Source organism: Erwinia persicina NBRC 102418 (genome assembly GCF_001571305.1).
In the GTDB taxonomy this organism is placed as follows: Bacteria; Pseudomonadota; Gammaproteobacteria; order Enterobacterales; family Enterobacteriaceae; genus Erwinia; species Erwinia persicina.
Genome location: NZ_BCTN01000001.1, coordinates 272,337 through 290,707, shown reverse-complemented (window position 1 = coordinate 290,707; position 18,371 = coordinate 272,337). Strand labels below are relative to the sequence as shown.

Genomic DNA, 18,371 nt, shown 5'->3' with positions numbered 1-18,371 from the left:
CTTTCCGGGCAGGATCAGAACGGGCTGGAGTGGCGGGCGGTCACCCGCTCTCCGCTGACGGGGTGAACAAAATCCAGCTCGCTGGCGTGCAGCATCAGCCGCGTGGTCTGCTCCGTTCCCGGCAGCAGAAGGCCGCCGTACAGGTCACATCCCAGGATGGGGTGACCAAGCTGCTGGCAGTGAATACGCAGCTGATGGGTTCGCCCGGTCTCCGGCATCAGCTGCACCCGCGTTAACGGCAGGAAGAAACCTTCCTGCGGCGCAGGGGACAGGCGCTCAATCACCCGATAGCGCGAGCGGGCGGGTTTGCCGTTAAGCGGGCAAATCGACATCCGGGGAAACAGCGCCGGATCTTTGGCAATCGCCGCGTCTATCACCCCTTCATTGTCCGCCAGATGTCCGCAGAGCAGGGCGCTGTAAACCTTGCTCACGGTGCGCTGGCTGAACTGATGGCAGAGGGCGGCATTCACTGCCTTATTGCGCGCCACGACCATCAGCCCGGAGGTCCCGAAATCCAGACGATGGACCAGAGTACAGCCGGGGAAGATCTTCACCAGACGGTGATGCACCGAATCGAGATTGTGCGCATTTTTCCCCGACAGGCTCAGCAGGCCGCCAGGCTTATTGATCAGCACCAGATGGTCATCCTGAAAGAGGATCTCAATGTCGTCATGGCAGGGTGGAGCAATAAAGTCATCAATAATGGCAGACATCAGGCGGCCCGGAGCGAGAGTGGGGGCAGGGATCACCCCGGCTGAAAGCGTAAATGAAAAAGCCCGCTTAAGTTTCCTTAAGCGGGCTTCTCGAATTTGGCTCCTCTGACTGGACTCGAACCAGTGACATACGGATTAACAGTCCGCCGTTCTACCGACTGAACTACAGAGGAATTGTTGGAACGGGGCGCATCATATCCAGCGGGGCAGGGGATGTCAAAGCCTGATTTCACGCTTTTGGTTCAACTGCTGAATAAAGCAGCATCTTCCTGACATCGGTGTGAGTTTCCCCACACTAATGATGCTTTTGCGGTGTGTCTTGCAGGGTGTGACGGGGCTTGCAGCCGTGTTGCACTGATTTTCGTCAGGGTGATCACGTTTATTTCATTTTGACGTTGATACGCTAAGTTTCGGTATATACATTCCATGGATGTTGAATGTTTGTTTCATTTTTCTCCCACCCTAAGGACCCACCATGAAAAAAGTCAGAATCGGGCTGATCGGTACCGGTTATATCGGACGCTGCCACGCAATCGCTTATGCTCAGGCCCCGACGGTCTTTAACCTGAAAGGGGAGCTGGTGCGTGAGATGCTGGCAGAGGTCAATCCGGAGCTGGCGAGCGCACAGGCGGCAACGCTGGGGTTTAACCGGTCGACCGGTGACTGGCGGGAGCTGGTGGCGGATGAGAATATTGATGTGGTCGATATCTGCGCGCCTAACTTCCTGCACAAAGAGATGGCGCTGGAGGCAATCCGGCACGGTAAGCATGTTTATTCTGAAAAACCGCTGGCGCTGGACGCGGCCGATGCTGAAGAAATGGTGCGGGCGGCGGAAAAAGCCGGGGTGAAAACGCTGGTCGGCTTCAACTATATGAAAAATCCGACCAGCCAGCTGGCGAAAGAGATCATCGCCCGGGGGGAAATTGGCGAGGTGGTGCATTTTTACGGCACCCACAACGAGGACTACCTGGCTGACCCGATGACGCCGCTGGACTGGCACTGCCAGAAAGCACTGGCCGGTCTGGGAGCGCTGGGCGACCTGGCGGCGCATATCGTGAATATGGCGCACTATCTGGTGGGCAATATTGATGAAGTCAGCGGCGATATGATGACGGTGATCAAACAGCGTCCGGACCCGAAAAATCGCTCCCTGATGCGCGATGTGGAAAACGAAGACCAGGCCAGTGCACTGCTGCGCTTTGCTAACGGTGCGCACGGGGTGATTGAAACCTCGCGCATTGCCTGCGGCAGCAAAATGGGCCTGACCTACGTGGTGACGGGCACCAAAGGCAGCCTTCGTTATACTCAGGAGCGCATGGCGGAACTGGCGCTGTATAGCCATGACGATCCGGCAGGCCGCCAGGGCTTCAAAACCATCCTCACCGGCCCGGCACACCCTGACTATGCGGCATTCTGCATCTCTGCCGGGCACGGCATCGGCTTTAACGACCAGAAAACCGTTGAAGTCCGCGATCTGATTAACGGTATTGCCGCCGGGGATCGCATGTGGCCTGATTTTGCAGAAGGCCTGCAGGTATCAAAAGTGCTGGAAGCGATAGCGGTTTCAGCCGCAGAGCGGCGCTGGATGAAAGTCTGACGCGCTGTCAGGCCGGGGGGACCCGGCCTTTTTCATTTCTCTTCCTGCCCGCCCGCCCTGCACCCGCGATAAGCCGTTTAATTTGTTCGCCATTAAATGTATGATAATAAGACTCATTTGCAACGTAATGGCCAAGATGAAAAAACCCTTCTCCTTCCCGGTACTGTGCGCAGTACTGGTTGCCGCCGCCCTGATCTTTGTGGTGTCTGTCCGTAGCTGTTCAACACAGCATATCGCCGATCGGCCGGACGCTTCGCAGGCGTCTGCGGTGCCTGCTCCAGCCTCAGCGGAAGCACAGCAAGGCTGGCCGCGCACCCTGCAAACCCCCAAAGGGCCTCTGACCCTGAAGCAGGCCCCTGAGCGTATCGTCTCTACCAGCGTGACCATCACCGGCACCCTGCTGGCCATTCACGCGCCGCTGGTCGGGTCGGGCGGCACCAGCCGTAACAGCACGGTGTCTGACGATCGCGGTTTTTTTAAGCAGTGGAGCGCCGAGGCCGCTCAGATCGGGCTGAAGCCGCTGTATATCACGGAACCCAACGCAGAGGCGATTGCCGCGGCCGCACCGGACCTGATCGTGATTTCCGCTACCGGGGGGGACTCGGCGCTGAAGCTGTACGATCAGCTCTCCGCTATCGCCCCGACGCTGGTGATCGACTACGGTGATAAAAGCTGGCAGCAGCTGGCGGTACAGCTGGGGGAGATCACCGGGCATGAGAAGGACGCCAGTGCGGTGATTGACCGTTTCGAACAGCGGGTGCAGGCGGTCAAACAGGCGATTGCGTTACCGCCGCAGCCGGTCTCGGCACTGGTTTACTACGAAGACGGCCGCGGCCTGAACCTGTGGACGGAGGCGTCTGCGCAGGGCAAGCTGCTGTCGGCGCTGGGCTTTACGCTGGCGATGCCACCCGCAGACGTACACGGTGGCACCAGCATGGGCAAGCGTAACGATATTATTCAGCTGTCAGGCGAAAATATGGCGGCAGGATTAACCGGGAAAAGTCTGCTACTGTTTGCCGCAGATGATGCCACGGTAGGCAGGGTACGGGCGAATCCGTTCCTGGAGCATCTTACCGCAGTAAAAAATAACCAGGTGTATGCGATGGGGCCGGATACCTTCCGCCTCGATTACTTCAGTGCCAGCAATATGCTGGACAGTATTGAACGGCACTTTAAAGCCCGCTAAGCGGGCCGTTTGAAGAAGGCCCGCCTGTTTGCCCGGCCGGCCCCTGTCAGATGATGCCGGTTACGAATGGGTTACCGGCTCTGACGCCTCCGACGGGGCAGAGGGCTCTGCCGTCAGCGTTGCCCGCCGCAGTGTCCCTACCAGGCCGGCCAGCACCAGCGCGACCCCGGCCGCTGCCGCACCGAACGACAGCACGCTCACCACCGGCGTTAACAGCTTACCTAATACGCCCAGGCCCAGCGCCCCCACGGAATCTCCCGTCACATCCTGAGCGGTACCCAGACTGTTGACGCGCCCCAGCAGGTGGTCAGGCGTATGGTGCTGAATCAGCATATATTGCAGCAGCGAAGCAATGGCATTGCAGTAGCCGTATACCACCAGGGCCAGCAGGGCAGGGATAAAGTGGCTGTAAAGCCCCAGTGAAGCAATCGCCAGGAACGCGCAGGTGGCGCTGACCAGCACCAGAATCCCCGGCCGTCCGTGACGCGGTACCCAGCCGCTGGTAAAGGCACCGATCATCGCCCCCAGCGGGACGGCGGAATACATCAGCCCAATGGCGGAGGCATCCGCGTGATAGCTGATGGCCAGCGCCGGAAAGAGGATGCGCACCGCGCCAACAATGCTGACCAGCATGCCCAACAGCACCACGGAACCCACCACTTTCTGCCGGCAGACAAACTGAATGCCGCTGGCCAGCGCGCGCAGCGGGTGTTCCGGCTCCTGCGCGTCCGGTTTCATCGTCGGCAGGCGTACCAGGGGGATCAGCGTGGCCAGCGTGCCGACGGCAGCAACGGCAAACGCCCAGCCGACGCCACCGGCGACAATGATCACCCCGCCAATCGCCGGGGAGAGGATCGCCCCGAGGCGCACGGTCACCATACTCAGCGCCCCTGCCGCACCGAGGTTTTCCCGGCCAACCAGCAGCGGGATCACCGCCATCAGTGCCGTCATCCCCAGCGCACCAAAGAAGCCATCCCACGCCGCCAGCACATACAGCGCCCACAGCGACGGTGCGGGAAGAAACGCATTGAGGCTCAGGGCGGCAAAGCCAATACCGCAGGTACCGCGGGCAAACAGGATCAGCTTACGCCGGTCAAGGCGGTCCGCAAGGATACCGCCGAGCATTAAGCCAATAAACATACCGACCCCATCCAGCATCACCGCGACCCCCACCTGCAGGGTGGAGCCGGTCATTGCCTGGATCTGGATCGGCACGCCGACGGCCAGCATGCCCAGCGAGAAGACGGACAGCATGCGGGCACAAAAGATGGCGCGGAAAGGGGCGTTATTTTTCAGCAGACTGAAATCAAGCAGGATGGAGGGCTTAGCCATGAGTGTCCATGTGTGTTGATGGGCCGGTGCCTGGCAGCCGGAACGCTGTCCGGTGCGGCGCGTAAGGATGCCGATGTTTTTCTGGCGGTGCGCATGGTAACATAATTGGTTTGTAACGTTAATGATAATAATACTCATATTCATTTGCATGTATGGAGGATCTGTCAGGGATGTCATTGCAGCACGCTTCCCCTCGTACCACTCCACTGCCGGCAGGCATTTCACGCGCCGGGGGTGTCATTATCTGCCTGGGCCTGCTGGCGGCCGTCAGCCTGGCAAGCCTGATGCTGGGGGCCAAATCCATTGCACCAGCGGTGGTGTGGCAGAGCCTGTCCGGTCAGCTGACCAGTGCTGACAGCATCATCATTCTCAATGCCCGCCTGCCGCGCACGCTGGCCGGGATCCTGGTCGGCCTGGCGCTGGGCGGTGCCGGGGCGGTGATCCAGGCGCTGACGCGCAATCCGCTGGCCGACCCCGGCATACTGGGTGTTAATGCCGGAGCCAGCTTTGCCATGGCCGTGGGCATCACCCTGTTTGGCGTCAGCGGCATGGCCGGCTGGCTGGGGTTTGCCTGGGGCGGTGCGCTGATTGCCAGTGTTGCCGTCTGGGCTATTGGTACCCTCAGCGGGGGACGGGTGAATCCGGTCCGCCTGACGCTGGCAGGGGTAGCGCTGAGTGCGGTACTGGGCGGACTGACCTCCTCACTGTCGCTGCTGAATCCGCAAACTACTGATCAGCTGCGCTTCTGGCAGGCGGGAACCCTGGATATCCGCACAATGGATAATCTGCTTATTGTTGCTCCGGCGATTGTAGCGGGAGCGGTGCTGGCGCTGGCAGTATCGCGTTCGCTGAACAGCCTGAGCATGGGCGAGGACATTGCCGCCGCGCTGGGCACAAGGGTGGTGCTGATCCGCCTGCTGGCGCTGCTGGCGGTGATGCTGCTCTGCGGATCGTCTACCGCGCTGGTGGGGCCGATTGGTTTTGTCGGCCTGATGGTGCCTCATGTGGCGCGCTGGTGGGTGGGGGCCGACCAGCGCTGGATACTGATCTATTCATTTTTAATGGCCCCGGTGCTGCTGCTCACCGCCGATATTGCCGGGCGGTTTATGGCGCAGGGCGAATTACGGGTGTCGATTGTCACCGCCCTGATTGGGGCACCTGTCCTGATCTGGCTGGTCCGTCAGCGCAGGCATTAGGCTTTGTTACCTGCCATTTTGCAGCCTGGTTGAGTTGAACCGGGGCTTTAAGGGAGATCTGCATGCACAGCAGAACGTTAATAATAGGGCGCCCGGACGGCTGGCTGAATCTGCGCCTGTCATCCCGGGTGATGTGGGTTAACCTGACGCTGCTGCTGCTGGCCGTCGCGCTGGCGCTGTTTGCCCTGTGCTACGGCACGCTCAGTATTCGCCCCGGGCAGGTGTGGCAGGCGCTGCAGGGAGAGGGGCCGCGCGGTATTATCACCGTCATCCGGCAGTGGCGTGCGCCGCGCGCAATGTTGGCGCTGGTGCTGGGGGCCGGCCTCGGCGTCAGCGGCGCAATCTTCCAGTCAGCCATTCGTAACCCGCTGGGCAGTCCGGACGTGGTCGGTTTTAATACCGGCGCTTTTACCGGCGCACTGGTGATGATTATCGCGTTTGGCGGCGGCTATTATCAGATTGCGGCAGGGGCACTGGTCGGCGGCATCGGTGCGGCGGCGCTGGTCTATCTGCTGGCCTGGCGTCAGGGCATTGTGGGTTTCCGCCTGATTATCGTCGGTATTGGCGTCGGCGCGGTGCTTTCCGCGCTGAATACCTGGCTGATTATCAGCGCTTCGCTGGAAAGTGCCATGAGTGCGGCGCTGTGGGGGGCCGGATCGCTGAACGGTATCACCTGGGCGAAAGGTCAGCCTGCGCTGCTGCTGGTGCCGCTGACGATTCTGGTCGCGCTGCTGCTCAGCCGCCGTCTGCAACTGATGGAGATGGGCGATGACAGTGCGCGGGCGCTGGGGATCAGTGCGGAATCCAGCCGCCTCTGGCTGATGCTGTGCGGCATTATCCTTACGGCGATTGCTACCGCCAGCGCCGGGCCCATCGCCTTTATCTCTCTGGCCGCCCCGCAGATCGCAAAGCGGCTGACCGGCGCACATGCTGTGCCGCTGTTCTCTGCCGCCACAACCGGGGCGCTGCTGCTGCTGCTGGCAGACGTCGTCGCGCAACATGCTTTTAACGGGATACAGCTGCCGGTGGGGGCCGTCACGGTCAGCATCGGCGGGCTGTATCTCATCGGGTTACTTATCAGGGAGTCACGTCGTTAACCATGGAACTTTCTTCCCCCTCACGCCTTCAGGCCAGTGGAGTGACGCTGGCCTACGACCAGAAGGTGATCGCCCGCGAACTCAGCGTGCAGATCCCCGACCGCAGGTTCACGGTGATCATTGGCCCGAACGCCTGTGGCAAATCAACGTTATTGCGCGCCCTGTGTCGTCTGCTGAAGCCGCGCAGCGGCCAGGTACTGCTTGATGGCGAGGATATTCACCAGATGGGCACCAAAGCGCTGGCGCGCCAGCTGGGTCTGCTGCCACAGCATGCCATTGTGCCGGAGGGGATCAGCGTGGCCGATCTGGTGGCGCGCGGGCGCTATCCGCACCAGAGCCTGCTGAAGCAGTGGAGCGAAGCCGATCGCCAGGCGGTGGCCGGCGCGATGCAGGCGACCAACGTCAGTGAACTGGCAGAGCGCAGCGTGGATGAGCTCTCCGGCGGACAGCGTCAGCGCGTATGGGTAGCGATGGTGCTGGCACAGCAAACGCCCCTGCTGTTACTGGACGAGCCGACCACCTGGCTGGATATCGCCCATCAGATCGAACTGCTGGATTTGTTCCGTCAGTTAAATCAGGAACGCGGGCATACGCTGGTGGCCGTGCTGCATGATTTGAATCAGGCCTGTCGCTATGCCGACCATCTGGTGGTGATGCAGGAAGGGCAGATCGTGGCCCAGGGCCAGCCAGCAGAGATCGTTGATGCGTCGCTGGTCCGGCAGGTCTTTGGCATGGAATGCGTGGTGATTGACGATCCGGTATCGCACACGCCGATGATCGTCCCCTGCGGACGTTATCACCGGCCATAAAAAAAGGCCGACCGTTATAAAAGGTCGACCTTGATACGAGGATCCCAGAGGCGGACCGGGTTTTGGGTCCGCCTCTGTTTTAGGCCAGGTCTTTACACTCCACCATCAGCTGCGCCAGCAAGGGCCCCAGTGTGACCAGGGATGCCGGGGACAGGATATCCATGTGATCGCAGTCCAGTTCGTGTACCCGTAACTGCTGCAGGTAAGGTGCCCAGCTTTTCTGCACATCCATCCCGACGGGCAGCGTCTTTTTCGCCACAAACAGCGTGGCCTGACCGGCAAAGCGCGGGGTAGAGGCGGTGCTCAGACGCTGGACCGCATCCGCGTAGTTCGCTACGATGGTACTGAACATCGCCGCTTTTTCCGCCTGTAACAGCGCATCGTCACTGTCGGTCGCTGCCATAAACTCCGCTTCCTCACGTTCGACTTCCGCGCGGGCCTCCTCCTCTGACGGCCGTGTCCAGTCCTGACCCTCTGGCGGATAGGTATCCAGCAGACCCAGGAAGCTTACCGTCTCCCCCTGCTGCTGCAGGCGGGCCGCTATCCCGTGGGCAAGGGTGCCGCCCAGCGAGTAACCCAGCAGATGGTACGGCCCCTGCGGCTGAATGCTGCGCAGTGTCGCCAGATGGCGATCGCACATTTCATCCACGCTGGCACAGGCGGCGATCACACCGTCAGGACGCGGCGACTGCAGGCCAACAATCGGGAAGTGACCGCCAAGATGACGCAGCATACCGGAATACTGCCACGCAAAGCCGGATGCCGGATGAATACAGAACAGCACCGGCCCGGTCCCGCTGCGGAAGGGCAGGCTTTCACCGTTGGCACGCGTCCCGGCGTTGGTGCCGTGGGCACCCTCATCCAGCAGACGGGCCATGTTCTCCACGCTGCGCGCAGCCATGATCTGCCCGATAGTGAGCGGCGTTGCCAGGCGACGACGCAGTTCGGCAGCCAGACGCATCGCCAGCAGCGAGTGCCCGCCCAGCGCGAAGAAATCATCATCGGCATACACGGTTTCACGCGCCAGCAGGCGGGCGAAAAGTTCCGCCAGCAGTTGCTCATGCTCACCGTGCGGCAGGCGGCCAGCCGACTGCGGGGCCTGTGGGGATGGCAGGGCCTTGCGGTCCAGCTTACCGTTGGCGCTCAGCGGGAAACGGTCGGTCAGCACGTAGCTGACCGGCAGCATATGCGCCGGCAGGCGCTGCGCCAGCTGCTGGTGCACGACCCGGGTATCCAGTGCCAGCCCCGGTTGGGCAATCAGCCAGGCTACCAGCTGACGGGCATCGGCCCCGACGGCGGCCACGCTGCCCAGTTCGCGCGCGCCAACTACCGCCTGCGCCACGCCGTCCAGGGCCAGCAGCGCCTGTTCAATTTCGCCCAGCTCAATGCGCTGACCGCGAATTTTCAGCTGATCGTCGCTGCGGCCGAGGTATTCCACGGCACCGCTGTCCAGCCAGCGGGCGATGTCGCCGGTGCGGTACATGCGCTCACCGTCGGCAAACGGATCGGCGACAAAGCGCTGGGCAGTCAGGTCGGCACGGTACAGATACCCCTCCGCCAGCTGCACACCGCAGAGATACAGGTCGCCCGCCACGCCGACAGGCACAGGGCGCAGCAGGGCATCAAGGATGCGCAGTTCGGTGTTCCACACCGGGTAGCCAATCGGTACGCCCGCGCCGCTGCACTGCTTCAGACTTTCACCGCTGGCCGGATGCCAGGTCACATCAACGGCGGCCTCGGTCGGGCCATACAGGTTATGCAGCGGGGCGGCGATCAGGGCTTCATAGCTGGCGGCCAGCTCGCAGGAAAGGGCTTCCCCGCTGCAGAACACGCGACGCAGGCTGTGACAGCCTTTATCCTCGCCGTCGCGGCTTTCCAGCGCCGTCACCCACGCCGCCAGCATCGATGGCACGAAGTGCATCGTGGTCACGGCGTAGTCTTCAATCAGCTGTACCAGTGCCTCCGGGTCGCGATGGGCTTCCGGCGGGGCCATCAGCAGCGGCGATCCGACCATCAGCGGCCAGAAGAATTCCCACACCGAGACGTCAAAACTGCACGGGGTTTTCTGTAACACCACGTCGCTGGCGTCCAGCGGGTATTCGTCCTGCATCCACCACAGGCGGTTAACGATAGCCTGCTGGCCCACCACCACGCCTTTCGGTCGCCCGGTGGAGCCGGAGGTGTAGAGGACATAGGCCGGGCGGGTGCTGTCTGCCGGTGGCAGCGGGTGCCGTGGCGAATGCGGTTCCTCTTCCAGCTGGTCAAAGGTCAGTATCGGCCCCATCACGGCAAAGCGCGCGGCTAAGGCGCTTTCGCTGATAATCAGACGCGGCCGCGCATCGTCCACCATATAACCCAGACGGTCATCCGGGTAGCCGGTATCCAGCGGCAGCCAGGCAGCGCCGGCCTGCAGAATAGCGGTCAGCGCCAGGCTCAGGCGTACCGAGCGCGGCAGGGCGACGGCGACGATATCCCCGGGTTTTACTCCGGCATCAATCAGGCGGTCGGCCAGCCGCCGCGCCTGCTGCTGCATCTGGCGATAGGTCAGACGATGTTCGCCGTCCAGCAGCGCCAGCGCATCCGGCGTGCGATTCACCTGCTGCTCAATGGCCCCCTGCAGCGTGCCGGGGGCGACCGGGTAAGCGGTGTTATTGATGCTGGCAATCAGCGCCCGTTCATCCGGCGTCTGCAGCTGCCAGCGCGCCAGCGGCAGGTCAGGCTGTGCCACCAGCTGGGCAATCAGCATCAGCAGGCGGTCGGCAAAACGCTGCGGGTGCGGCACCGCATCGCGATATTCCATCAGCAGGTGCAGGCGCTCGCCCGGTAGCACCAGCAGGGTGAGTGGGTAGTGGGTGTAGCCCCGGTTGCTGATGTGGTCGCAGCGCAGGCCGTTGTGCCCCTGCAACAGGTCGGTGTTATCCGGATAGTTCTCCACCACCAGCAGGGTGTCGAACAGCGTGCCGCTGCCGGCCAGCTGCTGGATCTCGCCCAGGCCCAGATCGTCATGTTCAATCAGCTGGATCTGCTGTGCCTGATGATCGGCCAGCTGCTCCAGCAGCGGTCGCTGGCTGTCAAAGCGAACCCGCACCGGCAGGGTGTTACTGAACAGGCCAACATGCTGATCCTGGCCGTCAATCTGACCGAAGCGGCCGGAGACCGGGGAGCCGAACACCACGTCCTGATGGCCGCTTTCAATCGCCAGCTGCATGCCCCAGAGGCCCTGCATAACGCTGTTCAGGGTCAGGCCACGGCGGCGGCACAGCGCCAGCAGGCCGCGTTCCAGCTCAGGCTCCAGCACCAGATCAAGGTCGTGCACCGGGCCGGTGTGGGCCTCACTGCCGAACAGCAGCGTCGGGCGTACGTCCTGTAATACCTGCTGCCACCGCTGACGCGAGGCCGCCGCGTCGCGCCCGGCAAGCTGACGGACGATATCCGCGTAGCTGAAGCGGTGCGGCGTCAGCGCCTGCGGGCCGTGCCACAGGGCGGTAAACAGGTCGGCTAAAATCACCGGCGTTGACCAGCCGTCCACCACCAGGTGATGGGCGTTCAGCATCAGGGTAAAGCGGTCGCCTCCGGCGTGCTCCACCAGCAGCGCGTGCAGCATCACCGGCTGGCTGAACAGGTCCCGCGCCAGCTCGCGTTTTTCCAGCGCCAGCAGGGCGTTTGTTTCGTCCTGCGGGGGGAGCACCGGCAGCGTATGGCGGTCGAGCGTCCAGACGGACTGGCCGACCGGCAACACCGGGATCAGCTGCAGCGGCTGAAGTGTCTGCTCGCTGTCAAAACGTGCTGCCAGCTGCGGATGGTGACGCACCACGGCATCCAGCGCCGCCCGCAGGCGATCCTCCTCCAGCGCGCCGCTAAAGGTCAGGCGGGTCAGGGAGTTATAGCTGCCGCTGTTATCGGCGGTGGCCGCATGGAACAGCAGCCCCTTCTGCAGCGGCAGCAGCGGCAGCACGGCGGCCAGCGGGCCGTGGCGGTCACCCAGCGCCACCAGATCCTGCTGGCTGACATCGGCCATCGCGACCTCGGCGGCCACTAAGGTATCGCATGCCTGCTGAGGATGGCGGCGGGCAAACCCGGCCAGCGCATCGCAGGCGTCTGCCATGGCCTGATGCAGGGCATCAATATCCTCTTCGCTGAATACGCCGCTGAGCCAGCCCCAGTTGATCGCCAGCTGCGGCATCGCGCCGTTTTCATCCACGAAGATATTCACCTCCAGCCCGTGCAGCTGCGGCATCGCCGGGGACTGATACACGGCAAAGGCGTCGCGGAACTGCCTGCGTGTGCGCTGGGGTGTCCAGAGTTCGTCCCCGGCGCTGAAGCGTCCGAGGTAGTTAAACAGCACTTCCGGTGCGTGCTGCTGCGCCAGTGTCTTAAGCTCTGGCCCACGGACGGCGTCGAGGTAGCGCAGCTGACCGTAGCCAATGCCGCGATCCGGTACGGCCCGCAGCACATGCTTGACCGCGCGGATGGCGTCGCGCAGCGTGCCGTTATCGCTATTTCCCAGCGTGATCAGCAGCGGGTATTCGGCGGTCAGCCAGCCGACAGTGCGGGCCAGGTCACGATCGCCTTCCAGCTCAGCGCGGCCATGTGACTCCAGGGTATAGCGCAGCTGGCGGACCTTAAAGCGATCGGCCAGCGCCAGCGACAGGGTGCAAAGCAGCGTCTCCTCCACACTGGCGCGGAACTGTTGCGGCAGCGTGGAGAGCAGGGCCTGCGTCTGACTGCCGTTCAGCAGCGTGCGCTTCTCTTTCATCTCACCGTGGGTATCCTGTTCGTGCACAGCGCGCTGGCCGAGCAGCGGAACAGGATCCTGCAACATGCTCTGCCAGAAGGGCAGCTCAGACACCCGGTGGGCGGTATCGCGCAACAGCGCCGCTGACCAGTCGTGCAGTGAGGTTTCTTCTGCCGGCAGGGTTACTGGCGTGCCGTTGATGACCGCTTCGGCCGCTTCGCGCAGATCTTCCAGCAGGACGCGCCACGAGACACCGTCCACGACCAGATGGTGGATCACCAGCACCAGACCGAACGTCTGTCCCTTATGCTGCAGGAGCGTCGCCTGTATCATCACGCCGTTCGCCGGATCAAGGCGGTGCACGGCCGCGTCAAACGCATCCTCAGCGCAGGCTTCCGGTGCATCATTCAGCCTCAGCGTACTGACCCGGGGGGGCGATCCGGCTGGAGGCGTTTCGCCGACCACCAGCTGGCCGTCGCGGGTAAAGGCGGCGAGTGCCGGATGCGCCTGGCTGAGGGTGGTCAGTGCCTGTTCAAGCTGCGCAGGCTGCAGCGCCGACGGCACCTGTAACCAGACGCCATGGGCAAAGCGTTGGTCAATACCGCCGTGTTCGTTAAACCAGTGCAGGATCGGCAGGCCAGCGATCGCCCCCTGCTGTTTCACCTGACTGACCGCCGTGCGGGTCGCCAGTGGCGGCATACTCTGTGCCATGCGCGCCGGGGTGCGCTGGGCAAAAATATCACGCGGGCGCAGCAGATAGCCTGCGCGGCGGGCGGCGGTGCCGAGCCCCATAGCAGATATGCTGTCGCCGCCGAGGGCGAAGAAATCATCGTCAGCGCCGACGCGCTCCATGCCCAGCAGGTCGGCCACCGCTTTGCAGATCAGCGTTTCTTCCGCTCCCTGCGGTTCGCGGCCGGGAGTAAAGGCCATCTGTTGCGGTTCAGGCAGCGCCTGACGGTCAATTTTGCCGTTGACGTTAAGCGGCAGCTCATCCATCACCATCAGAATGGCCGGCACCATATAGTCGGGCAGGGTCACGGCCAGCTTCGCCAGCAGCTTCGCTGAGAGCTGCGCGTCGGCGCGCAGGGCATCGTCAGACACCGAGCAGTAACCGATCAGCCGGTTTGTGGCGCCGACAGGCTGGGCGATCACCACGGCGGTACTGACTTCTTCCAGCGCCACCAGGGCATTTTCCACTTCCCCCAGCTCGATGCGGAACCCCCGCACTTTGATCTGATGATCGACGCGGCCAATAAACGCCAGCTGCCCGTCGCTGCGCCAGCGCATCAGATCGCCGCTGCGGTACATCACCTCGCCCTCAAGGAACGGGTTGGCGACGAAGCGGGCAGCAGTCAGATCCGGACGGCGGAGATAGCCACGCGCCATCCCGGTGCCGGAAATGTAAAGTTCACCGACACAGCCCACCGGGACGGGGCGCAGCCTGCTGTCCAGCAGCCAGACCCGGGTGTTACCCACCGGACGGCCGATCACCGGCTGGTCAGAAACCATCACGCTGGCACCCAGCGTATCGATGGTGTATTCGGACGGGCCGTAGTAGTTATGGATCTCCAGTTCCGGGTGCTGCTGCATCAGCTTCCACAGGGTCGGCGTGGCGGCTTCACCGCCGATCATCACAAACGCCGGACGGTGGCTGTCGGCCTCGAACAGACCGGCATCAATCATCTGCGAGAAGAACGACGGGGTGATATCCAGCAGGTCGACCGGCACCTGTTTCATTTTCTGTAACAGGCCCCACGCATCACGGCGCAGCTCTTCATCAAAAATGTTCAGCTCACAGCCCATCATCATGCAGAACAGCGGCTCCCATGACGAGTCGAAGGAGAACGAGGCGGTGTGGCCGGTGCGCATGCGGCGCGGCTGGCTGCGATGGAAGCGCTCAATGGCCGGGCCGAACAGGTTGGCCTGGTGCGACAGGAAGAGGTTCAGCAGGCCGGCGTGGGTGCTCATTACCCCTTTCGGGCGTCCGGTAGAGCCGGAGGTGTAGATCATATAGGCGAGGTGCTCACCCTGCTGGGCGACGCGGCGTTCGCTGTCGCTGACCGGGGTGGCGGCGCGGGCATGACAGCGGGCGCGCACGTCGGCATCATCAATACACAGACAGACCCCTTCCGGCATGCGAGCCGCCAGGCTGCTGTGCGTCAGCAGCAGCTGTGGCTGCGCATCGTCACACATCAGCGCCAGACGCTCGCGCGGATAGTCGAGATCCAGCGGCATATAGGCGGCCCCGCTGGCCAGTACGCCAAAAATGGCCACCAGCGAATCCACCGAGCGCGGGAGGCCAATCGCCACAACATCATCCGCACCCAGACCGCGGGCCATCAGCTCACGTGCCAGCTGCATTGCCCGGGCAGAAAGCTGTCCGTAGGTCAGGCTGATATCACCGCAGACGACGGCGGTGGCATCGGGCTGTGCTTCCACCTGGCGCTGCAGCATGGCCAGTATCGACACCACACCCTCCGGCGGCGTCACGGCGATCCCCTGCGACCACTCATCAATCTGCTGCTGCTCAAGCCCGGCAACCAGCGCCAGTCTGGCCAGCGGCAGACGCGGTTGCTGCGCCAGCTGTCTTGCCAGACAGACGATCCGTTCGCCGTGCCAGGCCAGCATCTGCGCGTCATATTTATCGGGATTGGCGACCAGCGTGACCTGAAGCTGGCCAAGCTGGAAGCCGATCTCAAACTCCAGATCGTCCACCGGCCCCATCGCCAGGGTGTGGCTGACGGCATCAATACCGTCAAATGCCAGGCTGTCGTGATAAATCTTGAGGTTAATAACCGGGCCATACAGGGGCTGGCCGCTACCGACCAGGCCGAGATCGCGACGCAGCTGCTCTGCTTCATAACGCTGGTGACGGCGCACCTGTTTGATTTCACTCTGCAGGGCCTGGCTGACATCGGCCAGCGTCATGCTGTCATCAATGTCAGGCAGCAGCGGCAGGACGTTGACCACCGGTCCCGTAGCGGCCAGCGCGGCCGAACCGATCCGGCGCATAAACGGGAAGCCGATGCTCAGACGGGATTCACCGCTGATGCGTGCCAGATAGGCAACCAGCAGGGCGCTGGCAATCTCCGCCGGCGCGGTTTCCCGCAGGCCTGGCTGCTGGGCCAGGGCCGCCAGCAGGGCGGGCGGCAGGGTGACCTGCTGTTTCAGCGGTGACGTGCGGCCGTGGTGGCTGAAGGTTTCACCCGACAGGGAGATCGCCGTCGGAAAGTCTTTACCGTGCTGCTGCCAGAACAACGCCGCACGCTCACAGGCCGGTGAGTGCTGCCAGGCCTGATATTCGGCAACCACCTCACCAAAGGAGATAAACGGCGAGGGCGACGGCGTCTGGCCCGCGCGCAGGGACTGATAGACTGCCGCCACGCGCCGGGTCAGCGCCTCGAAGCTGAAGCCGTCCAGCATCAGATGGTGATAACGCTGATACCAGAACCAGCGGTCAGCGCTGACGCGGATCATCAGCTGACGGTACAGCGGACGGTCACCGTCAGCAGGGAGGTCGGCAGCCAGGTCGGCCTGCATCAGATCCTGCGCCGCCTGCGCGGCATCGCTGTGCTGGCTGACATCTACCCATTCAACAGGCTGTACCTGCTCGGGAGTACGCGCATGAGGAAGGCGCTGAACGACACTGCCGTCTTCCGCCAGGCAGAAAACCGCCTGCACGGTATCAGCTTCGGACATCGCCTGGCGGATCGCGGCGTCCAGGCAGTAGCGGTCAATGTCGCCGTGCAGCTCACTGTAGTGGGCGACGGCATAGCTGTTTCCTGTCGGGGCGATCTGATCGGCGATCCAGATCCCCGGCTGCGCGGCAACCAGCGGATATTCGGTAAATTCAGCCTGTATTTCAGGCGCGATCTGAGCTTCTGACACGGTGGCAATTCCTGTCGATAGAAAAATGAAAATCCAGTGTGAAAGCGGCGGGGCCTGGGCTGACTGAAACAGCCGGTCAGCCTCTACGCGGTGGAAATATCTCCGGCTGCCCCGCCGGGCAACGACTGCACCATTAACCCGCCGTATTCAACCCGGCCGGGCGCATGTCCTGCCAGTGTTCTTCGATATAGGCGATACAGGCCACACGCGTCGTCGGGCCGGCCACGGTCTGCCAGCCGGCAGGCACATCGGAAAAAGCAGGCCACAGGCTGTACTGCTGGCGCGCATTCAGCAGCACCAGGAAGTCGAGGCTCTCATCATCGAAGGGATTGAGTTGTTCAGTCATGGTTGTTACCTGTTCCTGCCATAAATTGTGGAGAGTTTAAGTCGGCCAGCAGCCAGCGTAAGCCGTCAAGCAGCCCGCCGCGCCAGCACAGGGCATCATGCCCGCCGGAGAAAATACGGAAGTTAATGTCATGTCCGGCCGCCAGCAGCGCCTTGCGCATCTGCTGGTTGACCCAGGCCATATCGCCTTCGCGATCGCCCGCTTCCTGAAAGATTTTTAAGTGGCTGTCAGGCAGGGCCCCGTTGATCGCCTGTTCAGTCAGCCAGCCCATGTCGTGTTCCTGAGCGTCCGCAAAATGAGTTACCAGACGAACGTTGGGCCACCAGAACGATCCGGACTGACTGAGGATGCGGCCAAAGCGTTCAGGCCAGTGCAGCCCGGCATACATTGCGGCCAGCCCGCCATAGCTCTGGCCGGCCACCACCGTGCGGTCGCCCCGTTCGCTGAAGGCCGCATGACTGCGTGCCAGCGGCAGCAGCTCCTCCTGTACTGCCTGCCAGAACGCGGCATTGCAGGGCAGCTCTTTTTCCCGCCAGTCACCGTTGATCACATCGATAAACAGCCAGCAGGCGGCGGGCAGCTGGCCACTGCCGGTGGCGGCCTGCAGGGCAGAAAACAGCGGCTGTCCCTCTACCCAGTTCTGGCCATCCAGCAGGATCACCAGCGGGCGATCTTCCGCGACCGGGGACGTGCCGGTAGTAAAGAGCCAGATACGGCGCTGGTTGCCGAGCAGGGTGCTGTTCCAGGTGAAGGTGTGCAGGCTCTCAGCCTCTGGCTGCAGCGGATGACCGGCATCCAGCGCATGCCACAGCGACTGGTCAGGTGCCGCAGGCATATGGGCTGCGGACAGGGCCTGCCCGCGACTGTTGAAATGGGGGGCGCAGGGGTTAAGCGGGTCAGCGATCGCGTGCGGGAAAAGGGAGATCCACCACGCGCGCTGCTGTTTTCGCCGCGTGTCGTCGTCATCACTGAAGGCCGGAGGAAGCCGGGCGGCCTCTACCGGGATCAGGCTGTAGCTGCCGCGCCAGTGCTCATCAATCTCCGTTGACCAGTGCCAGACATCGGTGCCGGGTAAACGCTGCAAACTCTGTGGCTGCGGGCTGTGGTGATCGGTCACGCAGTTAATATCGATGTAGACCTGACGTGTGGCTGACCGGCTTTCGTCGCCGGCCGGATCGCGCCAGAAAAAGGTCATTCTGACGCATCCTTCACTCGCCGCTTCCACCAGTGGCGTACCGTGCGCGGCGATTTCCTGCCACCAGCGGTCTTCACCGGCATCAACGGCGGCCAGCCACTTTGCAGCGCGGCCTGCGGGCTGACTCTGCGGCCCGGGTCTGTGCCGTGTTGTCACGATAATTTTCCTTGTTTTACATTTAATGACTTAAACCGAGAGACTTTAATCGCTCTTACAGTAAATGACGCTAATGCAAATACTATTGAGAATAGTTTGCATTTGCAATAAGATGCGTCGC

General features: G+C 62.6%; 10 protein-coding genes and 1 tRNA gene. 5 read left to right on the top strand and 6 right to left on the bottom strand.

Going from position 1 to position 18,371, the window contains the following annotated elements:
• Window positions 1-14: 14 nt before the first annotated feature.
• Both EPE01S_RS01290 and EPE01S_RS01285 read right to left on the bottom strand, forming a co-directional pair.
• Window positions 15-713, bottom strand: coding sequence for an RluA family pseudouridine synthase (locus tag EPE01S_RS01290; protein ID WP_062742755.1), 699 nt, complete (start codon window positions 711-713; stop codon window positions 15-17).
• 97 nt (window positions 714-810) lie between these two features.
• Window positions 811-886, bottom strand: a tRNA-Asn gene (locus EPE01S_RS01285).
• Between the two features lie 302 nt (window positions 887-1,188).
• Here EPE01S_RS01285 and EPE01S_RS01280 point away from each other — a divergent pair.
• Window positions 1,189-2,310, top strand: a complete 1,122-nt coding sequence (locus tag EPE01S_RS01280; protein ID WP_062742754.1) for a Gfo/Idh/MocA family protein — start codon at window positions 1,189-1,191, stop codon at window positions 2,308-2,310.
• Window positions 2,311-2,437: 127 nt separating this feature from the next.
• Window positions 2,438-3,496: a Fe2+-enterobactin ABC transporter substrate-binding protein gene (gene fepB / locus EPE01S_RS01275; protein ID WP_244634650.1), complete on the top strand. Its 1,059-nt coding sequence runs from the start codon at window positions 2,438-2,440 to the stop codon at window positions 3,494-3,496.
• Between the two features lie 60 nt (window positions 3,497-3,556).
• Here fepB and entS read toward each other — a convergent pair whose 3' ends face one another.
• Window positions 3,557-4,828 carry an enterobactin transporter EntS gene (gene entS / locus EPE01S_RS01270; protein WP_062742753.1) on the bottom strand — a complete coding sequence of 424 codons (1,272 nt, stop codon included), beginning with the start codon at window positions 4,826-4,828 and terminating at the stop codon, window positions 3,557-3,559.
• 170 nt (window positions 4,829-4,998) lie between these two features.
• Between entS and fepD the strand changes: the two genes are divergently transcribed.
• The 3 genes from fepD to EPE01S_RS01255 all read left to right on the top strand — a co-directional run bounded on the left by fepD (window position 4,999) and on the right by EPE01S_RS01255 (window position 7,930).
• Window positions 4,999-6,024 carry a Fe(3+)-siderophore ABC transporter permease gene (fepD, locus tag EPE01S_RS01265; RefSeq protein ID WP_062742752.1) on the top strand — a complete coding sequence of 342 codons (1,026 nt, stop codon included), beginning with the start codon at window positions 4,999-5,001 and terminating at the stop codon, window positions 6,022-6,024.
• 62 nt (window positions 6,025-6,086) lie between these two features.
• Window positions 6,087-7,121 (top strand): iron-enterobactin ABC transporter permease, encoded by a 1,035-nt coding sequence (fepG, locus tag EPE01S_RS01260; protein ID WP_062742751.1) that lies wholly within the window; start codon window positions 6,087-6,089, stop codon window positions 7,119-7,121.
• Between the two features lie 2 nt (window positions 7,122-7,123).
• On the top strand, window positions 7,124-7,930 hold the full coding sequence (locus EPE01S_RS01255; RefSeq protein WP_062742750.1) for an ABC transporter ATP-binding protein: 807 nt from the start codon (window positions 7,124-7,126) through the stop codon (window positions 7,928-7,930).
• A gap of 79 nt (window positions 7,931-8,009) precedes the next feature.
• Here the strand turns inward: EPE01S_RS01255 and EPE01S_RS01250 are convergent, their stop codons facing one another.
• The 3 genes from EPE01S_RS01250 to fes form a co-directional block, all read right to left on the bottom strand.
• The gene (locus EPE01S_RS01250) at window positions 8,010-16,553 is read right to left on the bottom strand and encodes a non-ribosomal peptide synthetase (RefSeq protein WP_062742749.1); all 8,544 of its coding nucleotides are present in this window, start codon (window positions 16,551-16,553) and stop codon (window positions 8,010-8,012) included.
• A 133-nt stretch (window positions 16,554-16,686) separates the two neighbouring features.
• The gene (locus tag EPE01S_RS01245) at window positions 16,687-16,899 is read right to left on the bottom strand and encodes an MbtH family protein (RefSeq protein WP_062742748.1); all 213 of its coding nucleotides are present in this window, start codon (window positions 16,897-16,899) and stop codon (window positions 16,687-16,689) included.
• On the bottom strand, window positions 16,892-18,250 hold the full coding sequence (gene fes, locus EPE01S_RS01240) for an enterochelin esterase (RefSeq protein WP_062742747.1): 1,359 nt from the start codon (window positions 18,248-18,250) through the stop codon (window positions 16,892-16,894). The genes EPE01S_RS01245 and fes overlap by 8 nt, the downstream gene beginning before the upstream one ends.
• Between the last annotated feature and the right edge of the window lie 121 nt (window positions 18,251-18,371).

Coding starts and splice junctions, on each gene's coding strand:
- EPE01S_RS01290 (WP_062742755.1), bottom strand. CDS start 713: ATGTCTGCCATTATTGATGACTTTATTGCTCCACCCTGCCATGACGAC.
- EPE01S_RS01280 (WP_062742754.1), top strand. CDS start 1,189: ATGAAAAAAGTCAGAATCGGGCTGATCGGTACCGGTTATATCGGACGC.
- fepB (WP_244634650.1), top strand. CDS start 2,438: ATGGCCAAGATGAAAAAACCCTTCTCCTTCCCGGTACTGTGCGCAGTA.
- entS (WP_062742753.1), bottom strand. CDS start 4,828: ATGGCTAAGCCCTCCATCCTGCTTGATTTCAGTCTGCTGAAAAATAAC.
- fepD (WP_062742752.1), top strand. CDS start 4,999: ATGTCATTGCAGCACGCTTCCCCTCGTACCACTCCACTGCCGGCAGGC.
- fepG (WP_062742751.1), top strand. CDS start 6,087: ATGCACAGCAGAACGTTAATAATAGGGCGCCCGGACGGCTGGCTGAAT.
- EPE01S_RS01255 (WP_062742750.1), top strand. CDS start 7,124: ATGGAACTTTCTTCCCCCTCACGCCTTCAGGCCAGTGGAGTGACGCTG.
- EPE01S_RS01245 (WP_062742748.1), bottom strand. CDS start 16,899: ATGACTGAACAACTCAATCCCTTCGATGATGAGAGCCTCGACTTCCTG.